The sequence below is a fragment of the Bombella dulcis genome (assembly GCF_026385505.1).
Classification (GTDB): domain Bacteria; phylum Pseudomonadota; class Alphaproteobacteria; order Acetobacterales; family Acetobacteraceae; genus Bombella; species Bombella dulcis.
The window spans coordinates 571904-587969 of sequence record NZ_JANIDV010000001.1 but is presented as its reverse complement, the minus strand read 5'-3'; the positions used below and the strand labels follow the sequence as shown (position 1 = coordinate 587969).

Below are 16066 nucleotides of genomic sequence, written 5' to 3'. Positions count from 1 at the left end.
GAGAAGCATCATGACAGGATTCAAGCATCACTTCGAGCCGACTAGCCTGCGTGAGTACGATATCCGGGGTATTGTGGGGAAGACACTTCACCCTGAGGATGCTTATGCGCTGGGCCGTGTCTTTGCGAGCATGATCCGACGTGATGGCGGTAGCGTGGTGACGGTCGGTTATGATGGCCGTTTGTCCTCTTCTGAGCTGGAAGCGGCACTGGTTCGTGGTGCTGTGGATTCTGGCGTGACGGTGCGTCGTGTCGGACGTGGGCCGACACCCATGCTCTATTATGCGGCCGTGACGGGCAAATCTGACGGGGCCATCATGGTGACGGGCAGTCATAATCCGCCCGATCATAATGGCTTCAAGATGATGCTGAAGGGCAAGCCTTTCTTTGGTGAGCAGATCCGTGAGATCGGCCGTCTGGCAGAAACAGGCGATGTCGTGCCCAGAGCAGAGGGGAAGGTTGAGACACTCGATCCTTCAGAGGTCTATATTGAGCGTCTGCTTCAGGACTATGATGGCGAGAGGCCGCTCAAGGTAGTGTGGGATAATGGAAACTCCGCCGCTGGAGACGTGTTGACCCGTCTGGTGAAGAAACTGCCGGGCGAGCATACGGTGCTGTATCCCGAGATTGACGGTAGGTTCCCCAATCATCATCCGGACCCGACTGTTGAAGGCAATCTCCAGGACCTGATCAGGGCAGTGAGGGAAAAGAAGGCGGATATTGGTGTCGCTTTTGACGGTGACGCTGACCGTGTTGGCATCGTGGATGGCAAGGGTGAGATTCTCTGGGGTGACCAGATTCTTGTCCTGCTGGCCCGTGACGTGCTGAAAAAGCATCCGGGGGCAACCATCATTGCTGACGTCAAGGCCAGTCAGGTGCTGTTCGATGAGGTGGATAAAGCTGGTGGCAAGCCCCTGATGTGGCGGACCGGACATTCTCTCATCAAGAGCAAGATGGCTGAAACGTCATCTCCGCTTGCAGGTGAGATGTCAGGGCATATCTTCTTTGCTGACAAGTGGTACGGTTTTGATGATGCGCTTTATGGGGCCATCCGCATTCTGGGGATCGTGGCCCGTCTGCCGGGAACTCTGGCCGAGATGCGTGAAGCCCTTCCCAGGATGGTCAATACGCCGGAACTGCGTTTCCCCTGTGAGGATACTCGTAAGTTCGATGTCATCAGGGAAGTGGCCGAGCGTCTGAAGCAGGAGGGAGCTGATGTTTCCTCCGTCGATGGTGTGCGTGTGAACACGGCTGATGGTTGGTGGCTGCTTCGTGCGTCCAACACGCAGGCCGTTCTGGTCGGGCGGATTGAGGCGCAGTCTCATGAAGGTCTGGCCCGTCTGAAGAAGGCGTTCGTGGATCAGCTGGAGGCTTCCGGCCTTCAGGCTCCTGATTTTGAAGCAGCGGCCGCAGGGCACTGATTTTTCATCCCGCAGGGATGAAGTGGTGGAAAAAGATCGGGCGGAATGTGCTGGACTGGCTCATTCCGCCCAGCTGTATCTGCTGTGGTGATGAAATTGCCCCGGATGGAGGGCATGTCTGTGGTCCCTGTTTTGCGGGATTCCATTTTGTCCATTTCCCTTTCTGCGATGCCTGTGCCCTGCCCATAACGCAGGAGGAAATGGCCGAGCGGGGTGCGCTCTGCTCGGACTGTGAAAGGCGGCCACCGCCGTGGCACAGGGGGCGTGCGGCGTTTCTATACGGGGGGCCTGTCCGCCGGCTCATTATGGGGCTGAAATATGGAGGACGGACCGAACAGGCTTCGGCTCTGGCCCGTTTCATGGCGCAGGCAGGGGATGACCTTCTGAAGCCGGATGCTGTTCTGGTGCCTGTTCCCGTTCATCGCTGGCGGTTATGGGGACGGGGCTATAATCAGGCTGCCCTGATGGCAAAGGTCCTGTCCCGCAGGAAACATCTTGTCTGTTATCCGGATGCGCTGCGGCGAGGGTTCAGGACGACCTCTCTTGCAGGCCTGTCCCGGCAGGGACGGCGGAGGCAGATGGCCGGGGCCATCGTGGTTCAGGACAGGTATCGTGAGATGTTGCGGGGACGTCCTGTCATTCTGGTTGATGATATCCTGACAACAGGGGCGACGGCTGAGGCCTGTGCAAAAGCATTGCTTGAGAATGGATGCGTTTCGGTGGATATTCTTGTGGCAGCCCGGGTGACATTGTCCTGACATCCGGCCTTCAGAAAGGAACAATGCATGTCGAAAGTTGAAATCTATACACAGCCGGGGTGCCCTTATTGTGTGCGGGCCATTACTCTGCTCCAGTCCAAGGACGTGCCTTTTGAGGAGATTCATGCGCCGCGTGGTTCGGTGGAGCGGGAAACGGCCAGGGAGCGTTCAGGTGGGGGCACGACCGTGCCGCAGATTTTCATTGATGGCAAATCCGTGGGAGGATGCAGTGAACTTGTGCAGCTGGAGAAGAACGGGCAGCTTGATGACCTTCTCGGCCGCAGGTAAGGGCCTCTTTGCTGCCATCATGATGGGGTTCGGGGGGCTGCTGGTGACGCCGCAGGCTCAGGCGTCGGTTGCTGCCCCTGGCCCTGAAGGCACATGGCTCGTGGAAGAGAAGGATGGCATTTTCGGCATTGCGCCCTGTCCTTCAGATTCCAGCCGTCTCTGTGGTCGGCTGGTTGGCATGGATTATACGGACGCCGAACCGGAGAAGGATATCTGGGGGCGGTCGGAATGCGGACTGGAAATCATTAGTGACATGAAGCGGCGCAAGAATGGCCGTTGGCATGGGACGATTCTGGACCCAAGGAGCGGACGGACCTATCAGGCCTCCATGTGGCTGGCTGATGCCAATACTTTGAAGCTGCGGGGCTATATTGGTCTGGCCATATTTGGTGAAACACAGACATGGAAACGTGTTGTCAATCCTGCCATAGGTGTCCAGTGTCGCATGAAGAAAAGTGACTAGTGTTTTTTATTCTTTCATTTGTAAGGGTGAGTCACTCTTACGGGAAACGGCTTTCTTTGCTAATGTCACTTTGTTTTTCCCGTACCGGGTAAAGTTGAAGGAGAGTAATACATTATGTCACAGAGTCTTTCCCGGCGTCAGTTTGCGCTAGGACTTGCCGGTCTGGGCGCAGCTACGGCCCTGTCACCTCTGAGGTCTGCCCGAGCACAGAATGAGCCGCTGCCGCGTGTTCTGTGTTTTGTTGGTGGCTATACGGAACATGCTCCCCCCGGTGGCGCAGGCAATGGCAAGGGAATTGCCGTTTTTGAGATGGATCGTGATACCGGCTTTCTGACACCGGTTGCCACCTTCATGGACATTCCCAGCCCTTCCTTCATCACGCTGAGCCGCAACCGCAAGTTCCTCTACGCTCTCAGTGAGATTAATGATTATGACAAGGCTGGCAGTGGCTCTGTAACGGCCTTCTCCGTTGATACCCGCAACGGGACTCTGGCCAAGATCAACACTGTCAGTTCTGGTGGAGCCGTTCCGGCCCATCTGAGCGTACATCCTTCAGGCAAATATTTGCTGGTTGCCAATTATGTGGGGGGCAGTGTTGCCGTCCTGCCGATCCGCAAGGATGGATCACTCGGCAAGGCTACGGATGTTGTCCATAATTCCGGTCCGAAACAGCCTGAGCGTGCTGCGGACAATCCGGAAGGCAACTTCGCCATTTCTGATCATTCCGGTGCGCATCCGCACATGGTGGCCACTGATCCGAGCGGGACGTTCGTTCTGGTGGATGATGCCGGGCTGGACCGTGTTTATGTCTGGAAACTGGACCTGAAGACGGGCAAGCTGATTCCGGCAAAGAAACCGTTCTATGAGATGGAACCCGGTTCTGCCCCACGGCATTTCGTTTTCGATCATACGGGGCGTGTGCTGTACAATCTCTGTGAGCAGAACTCCAAGGTTGTGGTGTCCAAGTTTGACCCGCAGACTGGAGAGATCACACAGATTCAGTCCGTCAGTACCGTGACGTCACATTTCCGTGGCTCCACGCTGGCTGCTGAAATCCTGATCGCCGAGAGCGGACGGTTTGTGTACGTTTCCAACCGTCTGGGTGACTCTCTGGCTGTCTTCTCTGTCGGAATTGACGGAACCCTGACTCTGGAGGACGAAGTCTGGATGCATGCCGATTATGGCCGTGCCATGATGTTCGATCCGACAGGAAGCTTCCTGTTCTGTGCCAACCAGCGGTCTGATTCCGTCACTGCGTTCCGTGTGGATCGTGAGACAGGCAAGCCCGTCTTTACGAACCACTTCACGGCCGTGGGCAGCCCGACGACATTTGCCTTCATGGTGGCTGACAGCTGATCGGGTTGAGACTGTCTTCCATGAAATGAGGGAAAGGCGTCCCGGTCCTGGGACGCCTTTTCTTTATGTCCGTCAGTCCTTCTGAAAGATGGCGATGTAATTGATGCTGGTATCGTGGCTCTCCTGCCAGCGTGGCGGGCGGTAGGAAAGACCTTTCAGGTCCAGCAGGCGCAGGCCGGCCTGTCGGGCCATGCTGTCCAGCTCCGTCGGGCGGATGAATTTTTTCCAGTCATGCGTACCGACCGGGAGAAGGCGCAGCACATATTCTGCGCCCAGCTTGGCCATCAGGAAGGAGCGCAGGCTGCGGTCCATGGTAGAGACGGCGACATGCCCACCCGGTTTTGCCAGCCCTGCCAGCAGGGACATGAATGTCTGAGGGTCCCGCACATGTTCGATCACTTCCAGTGCGGAGACCACGTCGAACTGCCGTCCTTCTTCAAGGAGGGCTTCGGCCGTGCCGCACAGATAACCAAGGGGAGCGGCATGAAGGGGAAGGGGATGCCGGGTCATGTGGGCCTTGGCGGCCTGTATGCCGTTTTCACTGGCATCTACCCCCAGTGTGCTGAAACCGAGCGTGGCGAAGCGTTCGCTGGCCAGTCCTGCCCCACAGCCAATATCCAGCAGGGTTGGTGGAGTGTCCTTCTGGAAGAGTGAAGTGGGAAGATGCCTGACGATCCATGACGTCCTGAGGGGGTTCATGGCATGGAGGGGGGCCATAGGTCCCTTCGGGTCCCACCAGTTTCTGGCAAGATTTCCGAACTGGCTGATCTCGTCATTCACGACGGAGGATACTGGCTCATCCGGCATGCTGGATGGTGATGGTGATGAAACGGACATTCTGACACTTCTCCCGGCTTTTGTGGTGCTTTTCTGCCATGTTGCGGCTAGACGTGAAAGGGCAGGAGAGTTATGTGGGACGGATATTTATGTAACGCTAGCCTAGTTGTTGGAGCTTTCTCCCAGATGCCCATGTTCGATCGCTCGGATGATACAGCACGGTCTGTTGCTGATGTTTCTTCAGATCGGGCGGTTTCCCGTACGGTTGTGATGAAGTTTGGCGGAACCTCCGTCAAGGACCTGGACCGTATCCGCATCGTGGCAGAGAAGGTCCGCAAGGAGCGGGCGAGGGGACAGCGTGTGGCCGTGGTCGTGTCCGCCATGTCCGGCGTCACGAACCAGATGGTGGATTATTGCCGGAATCTGGATGAGCAGGCCGATCCTGCCGAGTATGATGCTGTCGTGGCGTCCGGTGAGCAGGTGACGAGTGGTCTGCTGGCCATTGCCCTGGGTGCCCTGGGTGTGCCGGCCCGTTCGTTTCAGGGGTGGCAGATTCCTCTGCGTACGGATGAATCACATGGCTGTGCCGTCATTGAAGGCGTCGATGGGCAGGCCCTGCGTGAGTGCATGGAACGGGGCGTGGTGCCCGTGATCGCCGGTTTCCAGGGGGTGGATGCACATGGGCGCATCGCTACGCTGGGCCGGGGAGGGTCGGATACCTCCGCCGTGGCTCTGGCTGCGGCCATCAGGGCTGACCAGTGCGACATCTATACGGATGTGGATGGCATCTATACGACCGATCCCCGCATTGTGAAGCAGGCCCGTCGCCTCGAGCGTATTACATATGAAGAAATGCTGGAGCTGGCATCTGTTGGTGCCAAGGTTCTCCAGACCCGCAGCGTGGGGCTGGCCATGAGGGAGAAGGTGCATGTACGTGTCCTTTCTTCCTTCGTGGAGACAGATGACAGCAGCGGGACCATCGTAGTGGATGAGGACGAGAGTGTGGAAAAGAAGCTGGTGACCGGAATTGCATACTCCATGGATGATGCGAAGATCACCATCCGGCAGGTCCCTGATGAGCCGGGCATTGCTGCAAGAATATTCGAGCCTCTGTCCGCTGCGGGCTTGAATGTGGACATGATTGTCCAGAGTATTGGCGTTGACCGCAGCACGAACATGACCTTCACCGTGAGCAAGGGTGATGAGGGCCGGGCACGTCAGATTCTGGAGGGAATGCGCTCCGAGATTGGCTATGGTGACCTGGACACCTCCCATAATGTTGCCAAGATCAGTGTGGTGGGTGTCGGGATGCGGTCCAACACGGGCGTGGCGACGACCATGTTCCGGACACTGGCGGAGAAGGGAATCAACATCCAGGTGATTTCCACCAGTGAAATCAAGATTTCCGTTTTGATTGATGCAGAATATATGGAACTGGCCATGCGTGCCCTGCACACGGCTTATGGGCTGGATGCATCTGAAGGGGCGCAGGCATGAGTGGAACAATGAACGCACGTAAGATACTTGATCAGCTCTGGAAACCGGGCTGTGATTTTCTGGGCAGCCGTTACGCCATCCTTGGTGGAGCGATGTCCTGGGTGAGTGAACGCAATCTGGTTTCGGCCATCTCCAATGCGGGTGGTTTTGGCGTGATCGCCTGTGGTGCGATGGAACCGGAACGTCTTGAAGAAGAAATCGTTGCCACGCAGGCCCTGACGGACAAGCCGTTCGGTGTCAATCTCATCACCATGCATCCCAAGCTGGATGCGCTGGTGGATGTGTGTCTGGCCCATGACGTGACGCATGTCGTGCTGGCTGGCGGCGTGCCGACTGGCGGCACGATCCGCCGGGTGCGTGATGGTGGTGCACGGGTGATGGGGTTCGCACCCGCCCTTGCTCTGGGCCGGCGGCTGGTGAAACTGGGCATTGAGGCCCTGGTGATTGAAGGTTCCGAGGCTGGTGGTCATGTCGGGCCGGTCTCCCTGAACGTGCTGGCTCAGGAAATCCTGCCGAACATCACGGAAGTTCCCGTCTTCGTGGCTGGTGGGCTGGGACGTGGTGATGCCGTCCTGTCCTATCTGGAACAGGGAGCTGCCGGTGGGCAGCTGGGCACGATGTTTGCCGCTTCCAAGGAAAGCATCGCTCATGAGCGGTTCAAGGAGGCATTCCGTCGTGGCAATGCCCGTGATGCCGTGATGTCCGTACAGCTGGATGAGCGTTTCCCCGTCATTCCGGTGCGTGGTCTTTCCAATGCGGCGACACGCCACTTCATGACCCATCAGGCTGACGTGATCGAGCGTTTCCGCAAGGGGCAGATCGAACGTGAGGCGGCCCAACTGGAAATCGAGCATTTCTGGGCTGGTGCGCTGCGGCGGGCCGTTATCGAGGGTGATGTGGAGAATGGCTCCATGATGGCGGGGCAGTCTGTCGGCATGGTGAAGGAAATTCGGCCGGTGGAAGAAATCATCACCACTCTGGTGGATCAGGCGGTTGAAGCTCTCCAGAAGCGTGAGCGGCGCATCCAGTCTGAATGTGCGGAATAACTGGCGGGGTCTGAGCTGATAACCTGCATGCGGATCTGAGGGTCTGGGGCATATGAGTGAGAAGGGTGTCGTGATGGAAGATAAAACAGGGCAAAGTATGGCCAGTCAGCCATCTGCCACTCTTGGTGCCCGCCTGATGGCCCGGCGTAAGGAGCTGGGTTGGAGCCTGGGGGATGTGGAGGCGCACCTGAAGGTGCGTCTGGCCATTCTTCAGGCCATTGAAGAGGGTGATTATTCCAGGCTGCCGGACAAGGTCTATGTTCTCGGGTTCGTCAAGAGCTATGTCCGCCTTCTGGGCTTCAAGGATGACGAGATCATGCAGCAGGCCAACCGGGAGCTGTCTTCCTACATGCCCAAACGGCAGACGGTCCAGCTGGACCTTCCGGGGCCGCAGGAAGGACGTTCAACAGGGCTGTGGGTTCTGCTGGGCATCGGGCTGATCGTCATTGTCGGTGCCTATGTCGGATGGTACCATTTCTCGTCTCATGGGCAGCTTGCCTCCTCCATCCTGCCGTCCCATCTGGCCGGGAACAGTGAAGAGTCATCGTCTGACACGGCGCAGGCTGAAAAGTCCGAGGGGCAGGAAGCAGCTTTACAGAAGCAGGAGACGCAGAAGAACGCTTCTTCTTCCTCTGCCGGAACACAGGACATGACCGCCCGACAGGATGACGGGCAGAAGGACACGCCCGATCTTCAGCCCGCTCCTGAGGTTGTTTCACCGTCCCCTACGGCCGTACCTTCCACGGGTGACGTGACCGGTGGTGATGGTCACCCTGCTGAGGCCCCGGTCGTGGAGAATGCGCAGCAGCCTGTTCAGGTGACGGCCCCGGTCCGTCCTGCTGATGTGCCGAAAGCCGCCCCCGAGCCGCATGTGTCCCAGCCCGCTCCAGCTCCCGTGGCGAATCAGAAGGCTGAGGACAGTATCAGCATTCTGGCCCGTGAGGACAGCTGGGTGCAGGTGACTGATGCTTCAGGAAAAGTCCAGCTTGTCCGTGTCCTCAAGAAGGGTGAGGTCTGGCAGGGTGTTGCCGGGCAGACATACCGCATCACAAGCGGCAATGCCGGGGGTGTTGTTTTTCAGGCCGGTAATGTTGTAAGCGCACCCTTGGGGCTGCGTGGCCGGGTTGTGCGCAATGCGACGGTCGATGCGGCATCTGTGGAGCAGGGGCGTTACGGGTATGGTTCCCTGGCCATTACACCGCCCGTGCCGGGACCGGCAGACAAGCGCAGCCAGTGAAGTTCTGTGACCGCTCGATCACGTAGCGGTCACGTTTATCATGGGTCAGTCCAGTCAGGACCCGGAGAGGTTATTGATGAGCAGTTTACGTCCCTATCAGCATATTGAACGCCGTAAATCACGGAAGATCTATGTTGGTAATGTTGCCGTTGGTGGTGATGCCCCGGTCTCGGTGCAGACCATGACCAACACGCTGACAACGGATATTGAAGGTACGATTGCTCAGATTCGCAAGGCCGAGATGGCCGGTGTGGATATCGTTCGTGTATCCTGCCCTGACGAGGCGAGCACGAAGGCCCTGAAGACCATTGTCGAGGAAGTCAATGCGCCGATCGTGGCAGACATTCACTTCCATTACAAACGGGCCATTGAGGCTGCGGCGGCCGGTGCTGCCTGCCTGCGCATCAATCCGGGCAATATCGGAAGTGCCGACCGTGTGCGTGAGGTTGTCAAGGCGGCCCGTGATCATGGCTGTTCCATCCGTATCGGTGTGAATGCTGGCTCTCTGGAGCGTCATCTCCTGGAGAAATATGGCGAGCCGAAACCGGAAGCTCTTGTGGAGAGTGCGCTGGAACATGCGAAGATTCTTGAAGATCATGACTTTCATGAGTTCAAGATCAGCGTGAAGGCTTCCGACGTCTTCATGGCTGTGGCGGCTTACAAGGAACTGGCCGCCTGCTGTGACCATCCGCTGCATATCGGCATTACGGAGGCAGGCTCCAAGCGTGCCGGGACGGTGAAGTCCGCTCTTGGTCTTGGCAACCTTCTCTGGGCTGGTGTGGGTGATACGATGCGTGTTTCCCTTTCCGCTCCTCCTGAAGAAGAAGTGCTGGTGGGCTGGGACATTCTCAAGTCCCTTGGTCTGCGTCATCGTGGTGTGAAGATCATTTCCTGCCCGTCCTGTGCCCGTCAGGGTTTCAATGTGGTGGATACGGTCCAGACGCTGGAAGACCGTCTCCAGCACATCAAGACGCCGCTGACGCTTTCCATCATTGGCTGTGTGGTCAATGGTCCGGGTGAGGCTCTGATGACGGATATTGGCGTGACGGGTGGTGGCTCCGGCCGTCACATGGTTTATGCGGCTGGCAAGCAGGATCACACTATGCCCGCCGAGAACATGATCGAGCATATCGTCGAGCTGGTGGAAGCCCGTGTGGCGGCCATCGAGGCCGGAACGGCCGAGAAGGCTGCACACTGATGGCCCGTTTCCAGCCGCCCCGGGGAACGAAGGACCTGCTGGGTGAGGACATGCGTCGTCATCAGCAGGTCATCGGTACGGGAGAGACGATTTTCCGCCGTTATGGTTTCAGCCAGTGGGCAACGCCCATCTTTGAGGACACGCATGTTTTTGCCCGTTCCCTGGGAGAAAGCTCGGACGTTGTCTCCAAGGAGATGTACACGTTTGAGGACCGTGGCGGAGAAAGTCTGACCCTTCGCCCGGAGGGAACGGCTGGCGTGGCCCGTGCGCTGGTGTCCAATTCCCTGACACAGGCCCTGCCGCAGAAAATCTTCTATACCGGCCCGATGTTCCGGTATGAGCGGCCGCAGAAGGGGCGTTTCCGCCAGTTCCATCAGATTGGGGCAGAACTGATCGGTGCGGAAAGTGCGTTCCGTGATGCCGAAATCATCGCCATGGCCCGGGATTTTCTGGTGTCCCTTGGTCTGGGTGACGACCTGACGCTTGAGCTGAACACGCTGGGGGATAAAGCCAGCCGTATGGCGTGGCGTGAGGCTCTGGTGGCTTATTTTCGCCAGCATGAGGACCGTCTGTCAGAAGACAGCCGGTTACGGCTTGAAATCAATCCGCTACGCATTCTGGACAGCAAGGCGGAACAGGACAGGGTACTTTTGGCGGATGCTCCGGCATTTGATGATTACCTTAATGAGGAATCCCGCATGTTCTGGAGTGAACTGAAAGCGGCCCTGACGGCTTTCGGTGTGTCCTTTGTGGAAAATCCCCGGATTGTCCGGGGGCTGGATTATTACAGCCATACCGTGTTCGAGTTCGTCACGGACAAGCTAGGGGCGCAGGGAACGGTGCTGGCTGGTGGCCGTTATGAAGGTCTGGTCGAAGAGATGGGCGGTCCTGCCGTGCCCTGCATTGGCTGGGCGGCTGGTGTTGAACGTCTTGCCGCCCTGATTGAAGCACCGGCCGCCGATATCAGTGACGTGGCCATTCTTCCGATGGGTGAGGCAGCTCTGCTCAAGGCGGCTTCCCTGTCCCGTATGGTGCGGGATGCGGGTCTGTCCGTGTCAATCGAGACACGGGGGAACATGAAGAAGCGCATGGACCGTATCGTGCAGTCTGGTGCCTCCCATGTTCTGTTCCTTGGCGATGATGACCTGGCACGGAATGTCGTGCAGCTGCGTCATCTGGCCTCACGGGAACAGGGAGAGGTGCCCGTGGAGGATGTCCTCTCTGCGCTGGAGCGTGCCCGAACCTCATGAGTGCTGCGATCGAGCATAAGCTGGAGCAGATCATCGCCCGCTTTGAAGAAATGCAGGCATTGATGGCGTCCGGTGAGATGGGTGGAGAGGAATTCGTCCGTCTCTCGCAGGATTATGCCGCCATGGAGAAGCCCGTGGCGGCCATCCGGGCATGGCAGGCGGCCCAGAAGCGTCAGAGGGACGCTCAGGCCATGCTGGTTGACCCGGAAATGAAAGAGCTGGCCCAGCTTGATCTTGAAGAAGTCGAGGCAGAGATGCCTGCTCTGGAACAGGCCATGCAGCTGGCACTTCTGCCCCGTGATGATGCTGATGAGCGCAGTGCCATTCTGGAAGTCCGCCCCGCTGCGGGGGGGGATGAGGCAGCACTGTTTGCGGCGGAACTGTTCGAAGCCTATCGGCGTTTTGCCGAGAATAATGGCTGGCGTTTCGAGGTCATGTCCCTGACGGAAAGTGAGCTTTCCGGTATCCGGGAGGGTATGGCGACCATTACGGGGCGGGGCGTGTTTGCCCGGTTCAAATATGAATCCGGCGTGCATCGTGTCCAGCGTGTTCCGGCAACGGAAAGCCAGGGGCGGATTCACACCTCCACGGTGACGGTAGCCGTGCTGCCGGAAGCCGAAGAGGTGGATGTGCAGGTGAATGAAGAAGACCTGCGGATTGATGTTTTCAGGGCTTCAGGTGCGGGTGGCCAGCACGTCAACAAGACGGAAAGTGCAGTCCGCATCACGCATCTGCCGACCGGCGTCGTCGTTGCCATGCAGGAAGAGAAGAGCCAGCATCGCAACAAAGCAAAGGCCATGCAGATCCTCCGTGCCCGCCTTTATGAAGCAGAACGCCAGAAAGCCCATGCAAGCCGGGCTGCGGACCGCAAGTCACAGGTCGGGACGGGCGACCGTTCTGAACGGATACGGACATATAATTTCCCGCAGGGCCGTGTGACGGATCATCGGATCAATCTGACACTGTACAAGATTGCTCAGGTCATGGGGGGAGAGTTTGATGAGATCGTCAATGCCCTGACCCATCATGAGCAGATGGCCCTGCTGGCCGAGGAAATAGGCCGCCCCTAGGGCGGTCACTGGTTCCTCTCAGCTGTTGGACGTGAGGCAGCGGGAGGAGGACCCGTTATGATGGTCGGTGGCGGCAGGGTCATTCTCGTCCATCAGGAAGAAATCCTTGAATTCTTCACTGCCAACCGCCTCGTAATAATGGTTGTCGGGATTATGTAAGATACCTTCGCCACTTACGGCATGAGTTTCTGCCTGACCATTCTTCATGACAGTGATGGTGCCGCAGAGGGTGTATGGAAGATCGACCCTTCCCAGAGGGATGGGGATGGTGGTGGTATCATCTGCGTGAGCCAGATCAAGATGGAATGTTGCAGCCAGCTGACCATTGATATAGAGGCGGGAAGATTCTGATACCTCATTGGGAGCACGTCCATCATGGACGGTGAAGCTCCCGCCCGTCGGGCCGTCCGGCATGGGGCTGACGGTCTCACTTTTCGCCACGGGTAGCAGCAGACAGCTGAAACCGGACAGGATCAGCAGAGAGCGCATGAAACGGGATATGGTCATGTCTTGGTCTTCCCGGAAAGATGAAAGCGGCAGCTCAGGAATAGCGTCTATGCGTAAAATAACTCTTTTGAAACAGGCCGGGGAGAGGTTTTTTCAGGCAGGTATCGAGGATGCCGCCTCTGAAGCCCGCCTTCTGCTCTGCTGGGCCAGCAACTGTACCCGGATCGAACTGATGCAGCGTGACGACATTCCGGATGATGTTGTGGAGAAATTCCAGCAGGCCATCCAGCGGCGCAGCGCACGGGAGCCGGTAGCGTTCATTACCGGGGAGAAAGGGTTCTGGACACTGGACCTGCATGTATCACCAGAAACGCTGATTCCACGTGGAGACAGTGAGACGCTGCTGGAGGCCCTGCTGCATCACAGGCCCGACCGTCAGAAGGTTCAGTCCATACTGGATCTGGGCACGGGAACGGGTTGTCTGTTACTGGCTGCCCTCAAGGAATATCCGCAGGCCTGGGGGCTGGGGGTGGATGTCGCTCCGGGAGCGGCAGCTCTGGCTCGCCGCAATGCCCGTCGCAATGGCCTGAGTGAACGGGCAGCCTTCATTGCGGGAGACTGGGCGGCGGCGATCAGGGGGCGTTTTGATGTCGTACTGTCCAACCCACCTTATATCGAACATGCCGAGATGGTCCGTCTGATGCCGGATGTGGCGGAGTATGAACCGCACCGGGCACTGGATGGGGGGAATGACGGGCTGACAGCCTATCGGATTCTGTGCAGGAGCCTGCCTCATCTGCTGTCGGAGCAGGGCTGTGCCGTGCTGGAGCTGGGAATAGGGCAGGCGCAGGCCGTAACAGCCCTGGCTGAATCCGCAGGCCTGAAGGTACTGGAGTGCCGGAAGGACCTGGGAGGGGTGGAACGTGCTCTGGTTCTGGCCTTTTCTTAGGAAAGCAGTTGGCTTATGGAATGAGGCCTGATAGATTGCCGCAGAGAAAATACAGGGGATGGGCGGCGTGCGGTGATATGCTGCCGGTTGGGCACGATTTCCTCTGGGAGTGATGTTTCTTCGGACAATATGTGAAGAAACGGCAGATTGGCTGCTGAAGTGCCATTATGACAAGATTGCGGGTTTGAAAATATGAAACGTATGAGGAACCGTCATCATCGTTCAGGCGGCGGTGGAGGAGCATCCCGTGGCAATAATGGCCAGATTCCTCTGAACCGGAACCATGTTTTTGAGAGTAACGGGCCTGATTTGCGCATTCGTGGCACGGCCCAGCAGCTGTTTGAGAAGTATCTCCAGCTGGGGCGTGATGCGACAGGCACTGGTGATCGTGTGCAGGCAGAGGCCTACTTTCAGCATGCCGAGCATTATTTCCGTATGCTCAACGCCATGAATCAGGCCGCCCAGGCTGCCCAGCAGGAACGTGCCGAACGGCAGCGTACGTATGAGCAGGCCCGTCAGGAACGTCGTGATGCGCGGGGGCGTCAGGAACAGGATGAGGAGGAGACTCCTGCACCTGCTGCTGAGCCTCGTCGTCCGTCCGAGCGTCGGAAGCGGGTTGAAAAGCGTGAGGAAGACACGGACCAGGGCGACGAGGACTGAGACCGTTTTCCAGGGATGTGCCGAGTGGAGACAGGCTGGGATTTTGTTCCAGCCTGTTTTTCTATGATGACCCGTCCAGAAACAGGTGCGACAGGATCGTTGCCATAATTCTCTCAGAAACCAGGGATGGCGCACTCAGGACAGTTACATTATCATGGGAGAGTGTGAGGAAAAATGGTAGCGGCGGACGGATTTGAACCGCCGACCAAGGGATTATGATTCCCCTGCTCTACCACTGAGCTACGCCGCCATCGTGTCCTCTGAAGGCCCGCACCTTCCGACGGATGTGCTTTTATGGCAGCCGATGAGCGAAGTCAATAGGGCTAAGGTTTATCTTCATGTTTTTTCGTTCTTTTCTATTCCATTCCTGTGATGAGGCTGTCATTTTTCGCTGACGATTTTTAAACGTCCCATTGGGAGCAGCCCCTTTTGTCTCAGCATTTCACCAATATCCTGTTTGCATTCAGCAGTGCGATGTCCTGGCTGCCGGCTGCGGTCGTGTCCGTCCTCATGCTCGTTATTGTCGGGCTTGCGGCGTTCTATGCCGGACACGGGGCAAGTGCGCTGATTCTGCGCATTCCCGGTACACGCAGCGGGGCCATGATCCGGAATACGATCAGTGCCCTGCGGCGGCCCATGCAGGTGATGGTCACCTTGCTGGCCCTGCTGGCAGCCCTGCCGGCCGCCACGGGGTTTTCTTATGAACAGGAGCAGAATCTTAGGCTATTTTTCGTCTTCCTGCTGATCTTGATCCTGGGGTTTTCGGTCATCACCACGTTCCGCCTGATGTCAGAGGCCTATCTGAATCGGCTGGCCCGGCTGGATTATGCGGATGACATCATGGCCCGTGCCCATCAGACGCAGATTAAGGTTCTGCGGCGGCTGGGGGAAATCCTGATTGGCCTTGTGACGGTGGCATCGGCTCTGATGCTGTTTCCTTCGGTCAAGCAGTATGGTGTTTCACTCTTCGCTTCTGCCGGTGCGGCGTCGCTGATTGTTGGTCTGTCAGCTCGTGGACTGCTGACAAATCTGATTGCCGGTGTGCAGATCGCCATTACCCAGCCTATCCGTATGGAAGACCTGGTCATCATTAATGGGGATTGGTGCTGGGTGGAGGAGATCACGGCAACTTATGTCGTGCTGCGTGTCTGGGACTGGCGACGCCATATCGTGCCGATTTCCTATTTTCTGGAAAACCGCTTCGAGAACTGGACTCACAATTCGGCTGCCATTACGGGCGTCGTGTTTCTTTGGTTGGATTATGATGCGCCGATGGATGAGATTCGGGACATGCTGCGGGAAATCGTGCGGGGCTGTCCGCTCTGGGATGGCAAGGTATTTGATGCCCAGGTGTCGGACTGTACCGATCAGGCCATGTCTGTCCGTGTCATTGCCAGTGCACGCAATGCCATGCAGAGCTGGGACCTGCGCTGTGACATCCGTGAGAAGGCCATTGCCGGTATCCGGGAAAGATTCCCGCAGGCCCTGCCACGGCGGCGTGTCGCTTTTGTCTCTCCTGAGACAGGCCAGAGGCTGGACATGACGGACCCTGATACCATCCTGTCCCCACCGGTTCATCGTCCGCCGCCGGGGAGTTATCTGGGGCCGACCAGTACCGGTGATAAAGGGGCGAAATAATTCCTGTGCTAC

At 57.7% G+C, this 16066-nt stretch carries 16 protein-coding genes and 1 tRNA gene; 14 read left to right on the top strand and 3 right to left on the bottom strand.

All coding sequences use genetic code 11. The features are described from left to right. The first annotated feature begins 10 nt into the window (after window positions 1-10). The 5 genes from pgmG to NQF87_RS02650 all read left to right on the top strand — a co-directional run bounded on the left by pgmG (window position 11) and on the right by NQF87_RS02650 (window position 4285). Entirely contained in the window at window positions 11-1420 is a 1410-nt protein-coding gene (pgmG, locus tag NQF87_RS02670; protein WP_266126869.1) for a phosphoglucomutase/phosphomannomutase PgmG, read from the top strand. Window positions 1421-1437: 17 nt separating this feature from the next. Next, window positions 1438-2178 (top strand): ComF family protein, encoded by a 741-nt coding sequence (locus NQF87_RS02665; RefSeq protein ID WP_266126868.1) that lies wholly within the window; start codon window positions 1438-1440, stop codon window positions 2176-2178. A gap of 27 nt (window positions 2179-2205) precedes the next feature. Continuing rightward, window positions 2206-2466 (top strand): glutaredoxin 3, encoded by a 261-nt coding sequence (gene grxC, locus NQF87_RS02660; protein WP_266126867.1) that lies wholly within the window; start codon window positions 2206-2208, stop codon window positions 2464-2466. After that, window positions 2444-2929 carry a DUF2147 domain-containing protein gene (locus NQF87_RS02655; RefSeq protein WP_266126866.1) on the top strand — a complete coding sequence of 162 codons (486 nt, stop codon included), beginning with the start codon at window positions 2444-2446 and terminating at the stop codon, window positions 2927-2929. The genes grxC and NQF87_RS02655 overlap by 23 nt, the downstream gene beginning before the upstream one ends. A 114-nt stretch (window positions 2930-3043) precedes the next feature. Continuing rightward, complete coding sequence (locus NQF87_RS02650; protein WP_266126865.1) at window positions 3044-4285, top strand: lactonase family protein; 1242 nt, start codon at window positions 3044-3046, stop codon at window positions 4283-4285. Window positions 4286-4357: 72 nt separating this feature from the next. Here the strand turns inward: NQF87_RS02650 and ubiG are convergent, their stop codons facing one another. After that, the gene (gene ubiG, locus NQF87_RS02645) at window positions 4358-5122 is read right to left on the bottom strand and encodes a bifunctional 2-polyprenyl-6-hydroxyphenol methylase/3-demethylubiquinol 3-O-methyltransferase UbiG (RefSeq protein WP_266126864.1); all 765 of its coding nucleotides are present in this window, start codon (window positions 5120-5122) and stop codon (window positions 4358-4360) included. 210 nt (window positions 5123-5332) lie between these two features. Between ubiG and NQF87_RS02640 the strand changes: the two genes are divergently transcribed. The 6 genes from NQF87_RS02640 to prfA all read left to right on the top strand — a co-directional run bounded on the left by NQF87_RS02640 (window position 5333) and on the right by prfA (window position 12360). Continuing rightward, window positions 5333-6559, top strand: a complete 1227-nt coding sequence (locus NQF87_RS02640; RefSeq protein ID WP_266127036.1) for an aspartate kinase — start codon at window positions 5333-5335, stop codon at window positions 6557-6559. A gap of 8 nt (window positions 6560-6567) precedes the next feature. After that, window positions 6568-7605 carry an NAD(P)H-dependent flavin oxidoreductase gene (locus NQF87_RS02635; RefSeq protein ID WP_407651979.1) on the top strand — a complete coding sequence of 346 codons (1038 nt, stop codon included), beginning with the start codon at window positions 6568-6570 and terminating at the stop codon, window positions 7603-7605. Window positions 7606-7657: 52 nt separating this feature from the next. Continuing rightward, window positions 7658-8842 (top strand): helix-turn-helix domain-containing protein, encoded by a 1185-nt coding sequence (locus NQF87_RS02630; RefSeq protein WP_266126862.1) that lies wholly within the window; start codon window positions 7658-7660, stop codon window positions 8840-8842. 76 nt (window positions 8843-8918) lie between these two features. Then, window positions 8919-10040, top strand: coding sequence for a flavodoxin-dependent (E)-4-hydroxy-3-methylbut-2-enyl-diphosphate synthase (gene ispG / locus NQF87_RS02625; protein WP_266126861.1), 1122 nt, complete (start codon window positions 8919-8921; stop codon window positions 10038-10040). Continuing rightward, window positions 10040-11290 (top strand): histidine--tRNA ligase, encoded by a 1251-nt coding sequence (hisS, locus tag NQF87_RS02620; protein ID WP_266126860.1) that lies wholly within the window; start codon window positions 10040-10042, stop codon window positions 11288-11290. The genes ispG and hisS overlap by 1 nt, the downstream gene beginning before the upstream one ends. Beyond that, window positions 11287-12360, top strand: a complete 1074-nt coding sequence (prfA, locus tag NQF87_RS02615; protein WP_266126859.1) for a peptide chain release factor 1 — start codon at window positions 11287-11289, stop codon at window positions 12358-12360. The genes hisS and prfA overlap by 4 nt, the downstream gene beginning before the upstream one ends. Window positions 12361-12378: 18 nt before the next feature. Here the strand turns inward: prfA and NQF87_RS02610 are convergent, their stop codons facing one another. Next, window positions 12379-12867, bottom strand: a complete 489-nt coding sequence (locus NQF87_RS02610; protein WP_266126858.1) for a hypothetical protein — start codon at window positions 12865-12867, stop codon at window positions 12379-12381. Between the two features lie 49 nt (window positions 12868-12916). Between NQF87_RS02610 and prmC the strand changes: the two genes are divergently transcribed. After that, window positions 12917-13756, top strand: a complete 840-nt coding sequence (gene prmC, locus NQF87_RS02605; RefSeq protein WP_266126857.1) for a peptide chain release factor N(5)-glutamine methyltransferase — start codon at window positions 12917-12919, stop codon at window positions 13754-13756. A 192-nt stretch (window positions 13757-13948) separates the two neighbouring features. Next, window positions 13949-14416, top strand: coding sequence for a DUF4167 domain-containing protein (locus NQF87_RS02600; protein WP_266126856.1), 468 nt, complete (start codon window positions 13949-13951; stop codon window positions 14414-14416). Window positions 14417-14591: 175 nt separating this feature from the next. On the opposite strand, the gene NQF87_RS02595 is transcribed toward NQF87_RS02600, so the two are convergent. Further along, window positions 14592-14666: transfer RNA gene (locus NQF87_RS02595), tRNA-Met, on the bottom strand. Between the two features lie 179 nt (window positions 14667-14845). Between NQF87_RS02595 and NQF87_RS02590 the strand changes: the two genes are divergently transcribed. Continuing rightward, a complete protein-coding gene (locus NQF87_RS02590) occupies window positions 14846-16054 on the top strand; it encodes a mechanosensitive ion channel family protein (RefSeq protein ID WP_266126855.1) in 1209 nt (402 codons plus the stop codon). Window positions 16055-16066 lie beyond the last annotated feature (12 nt).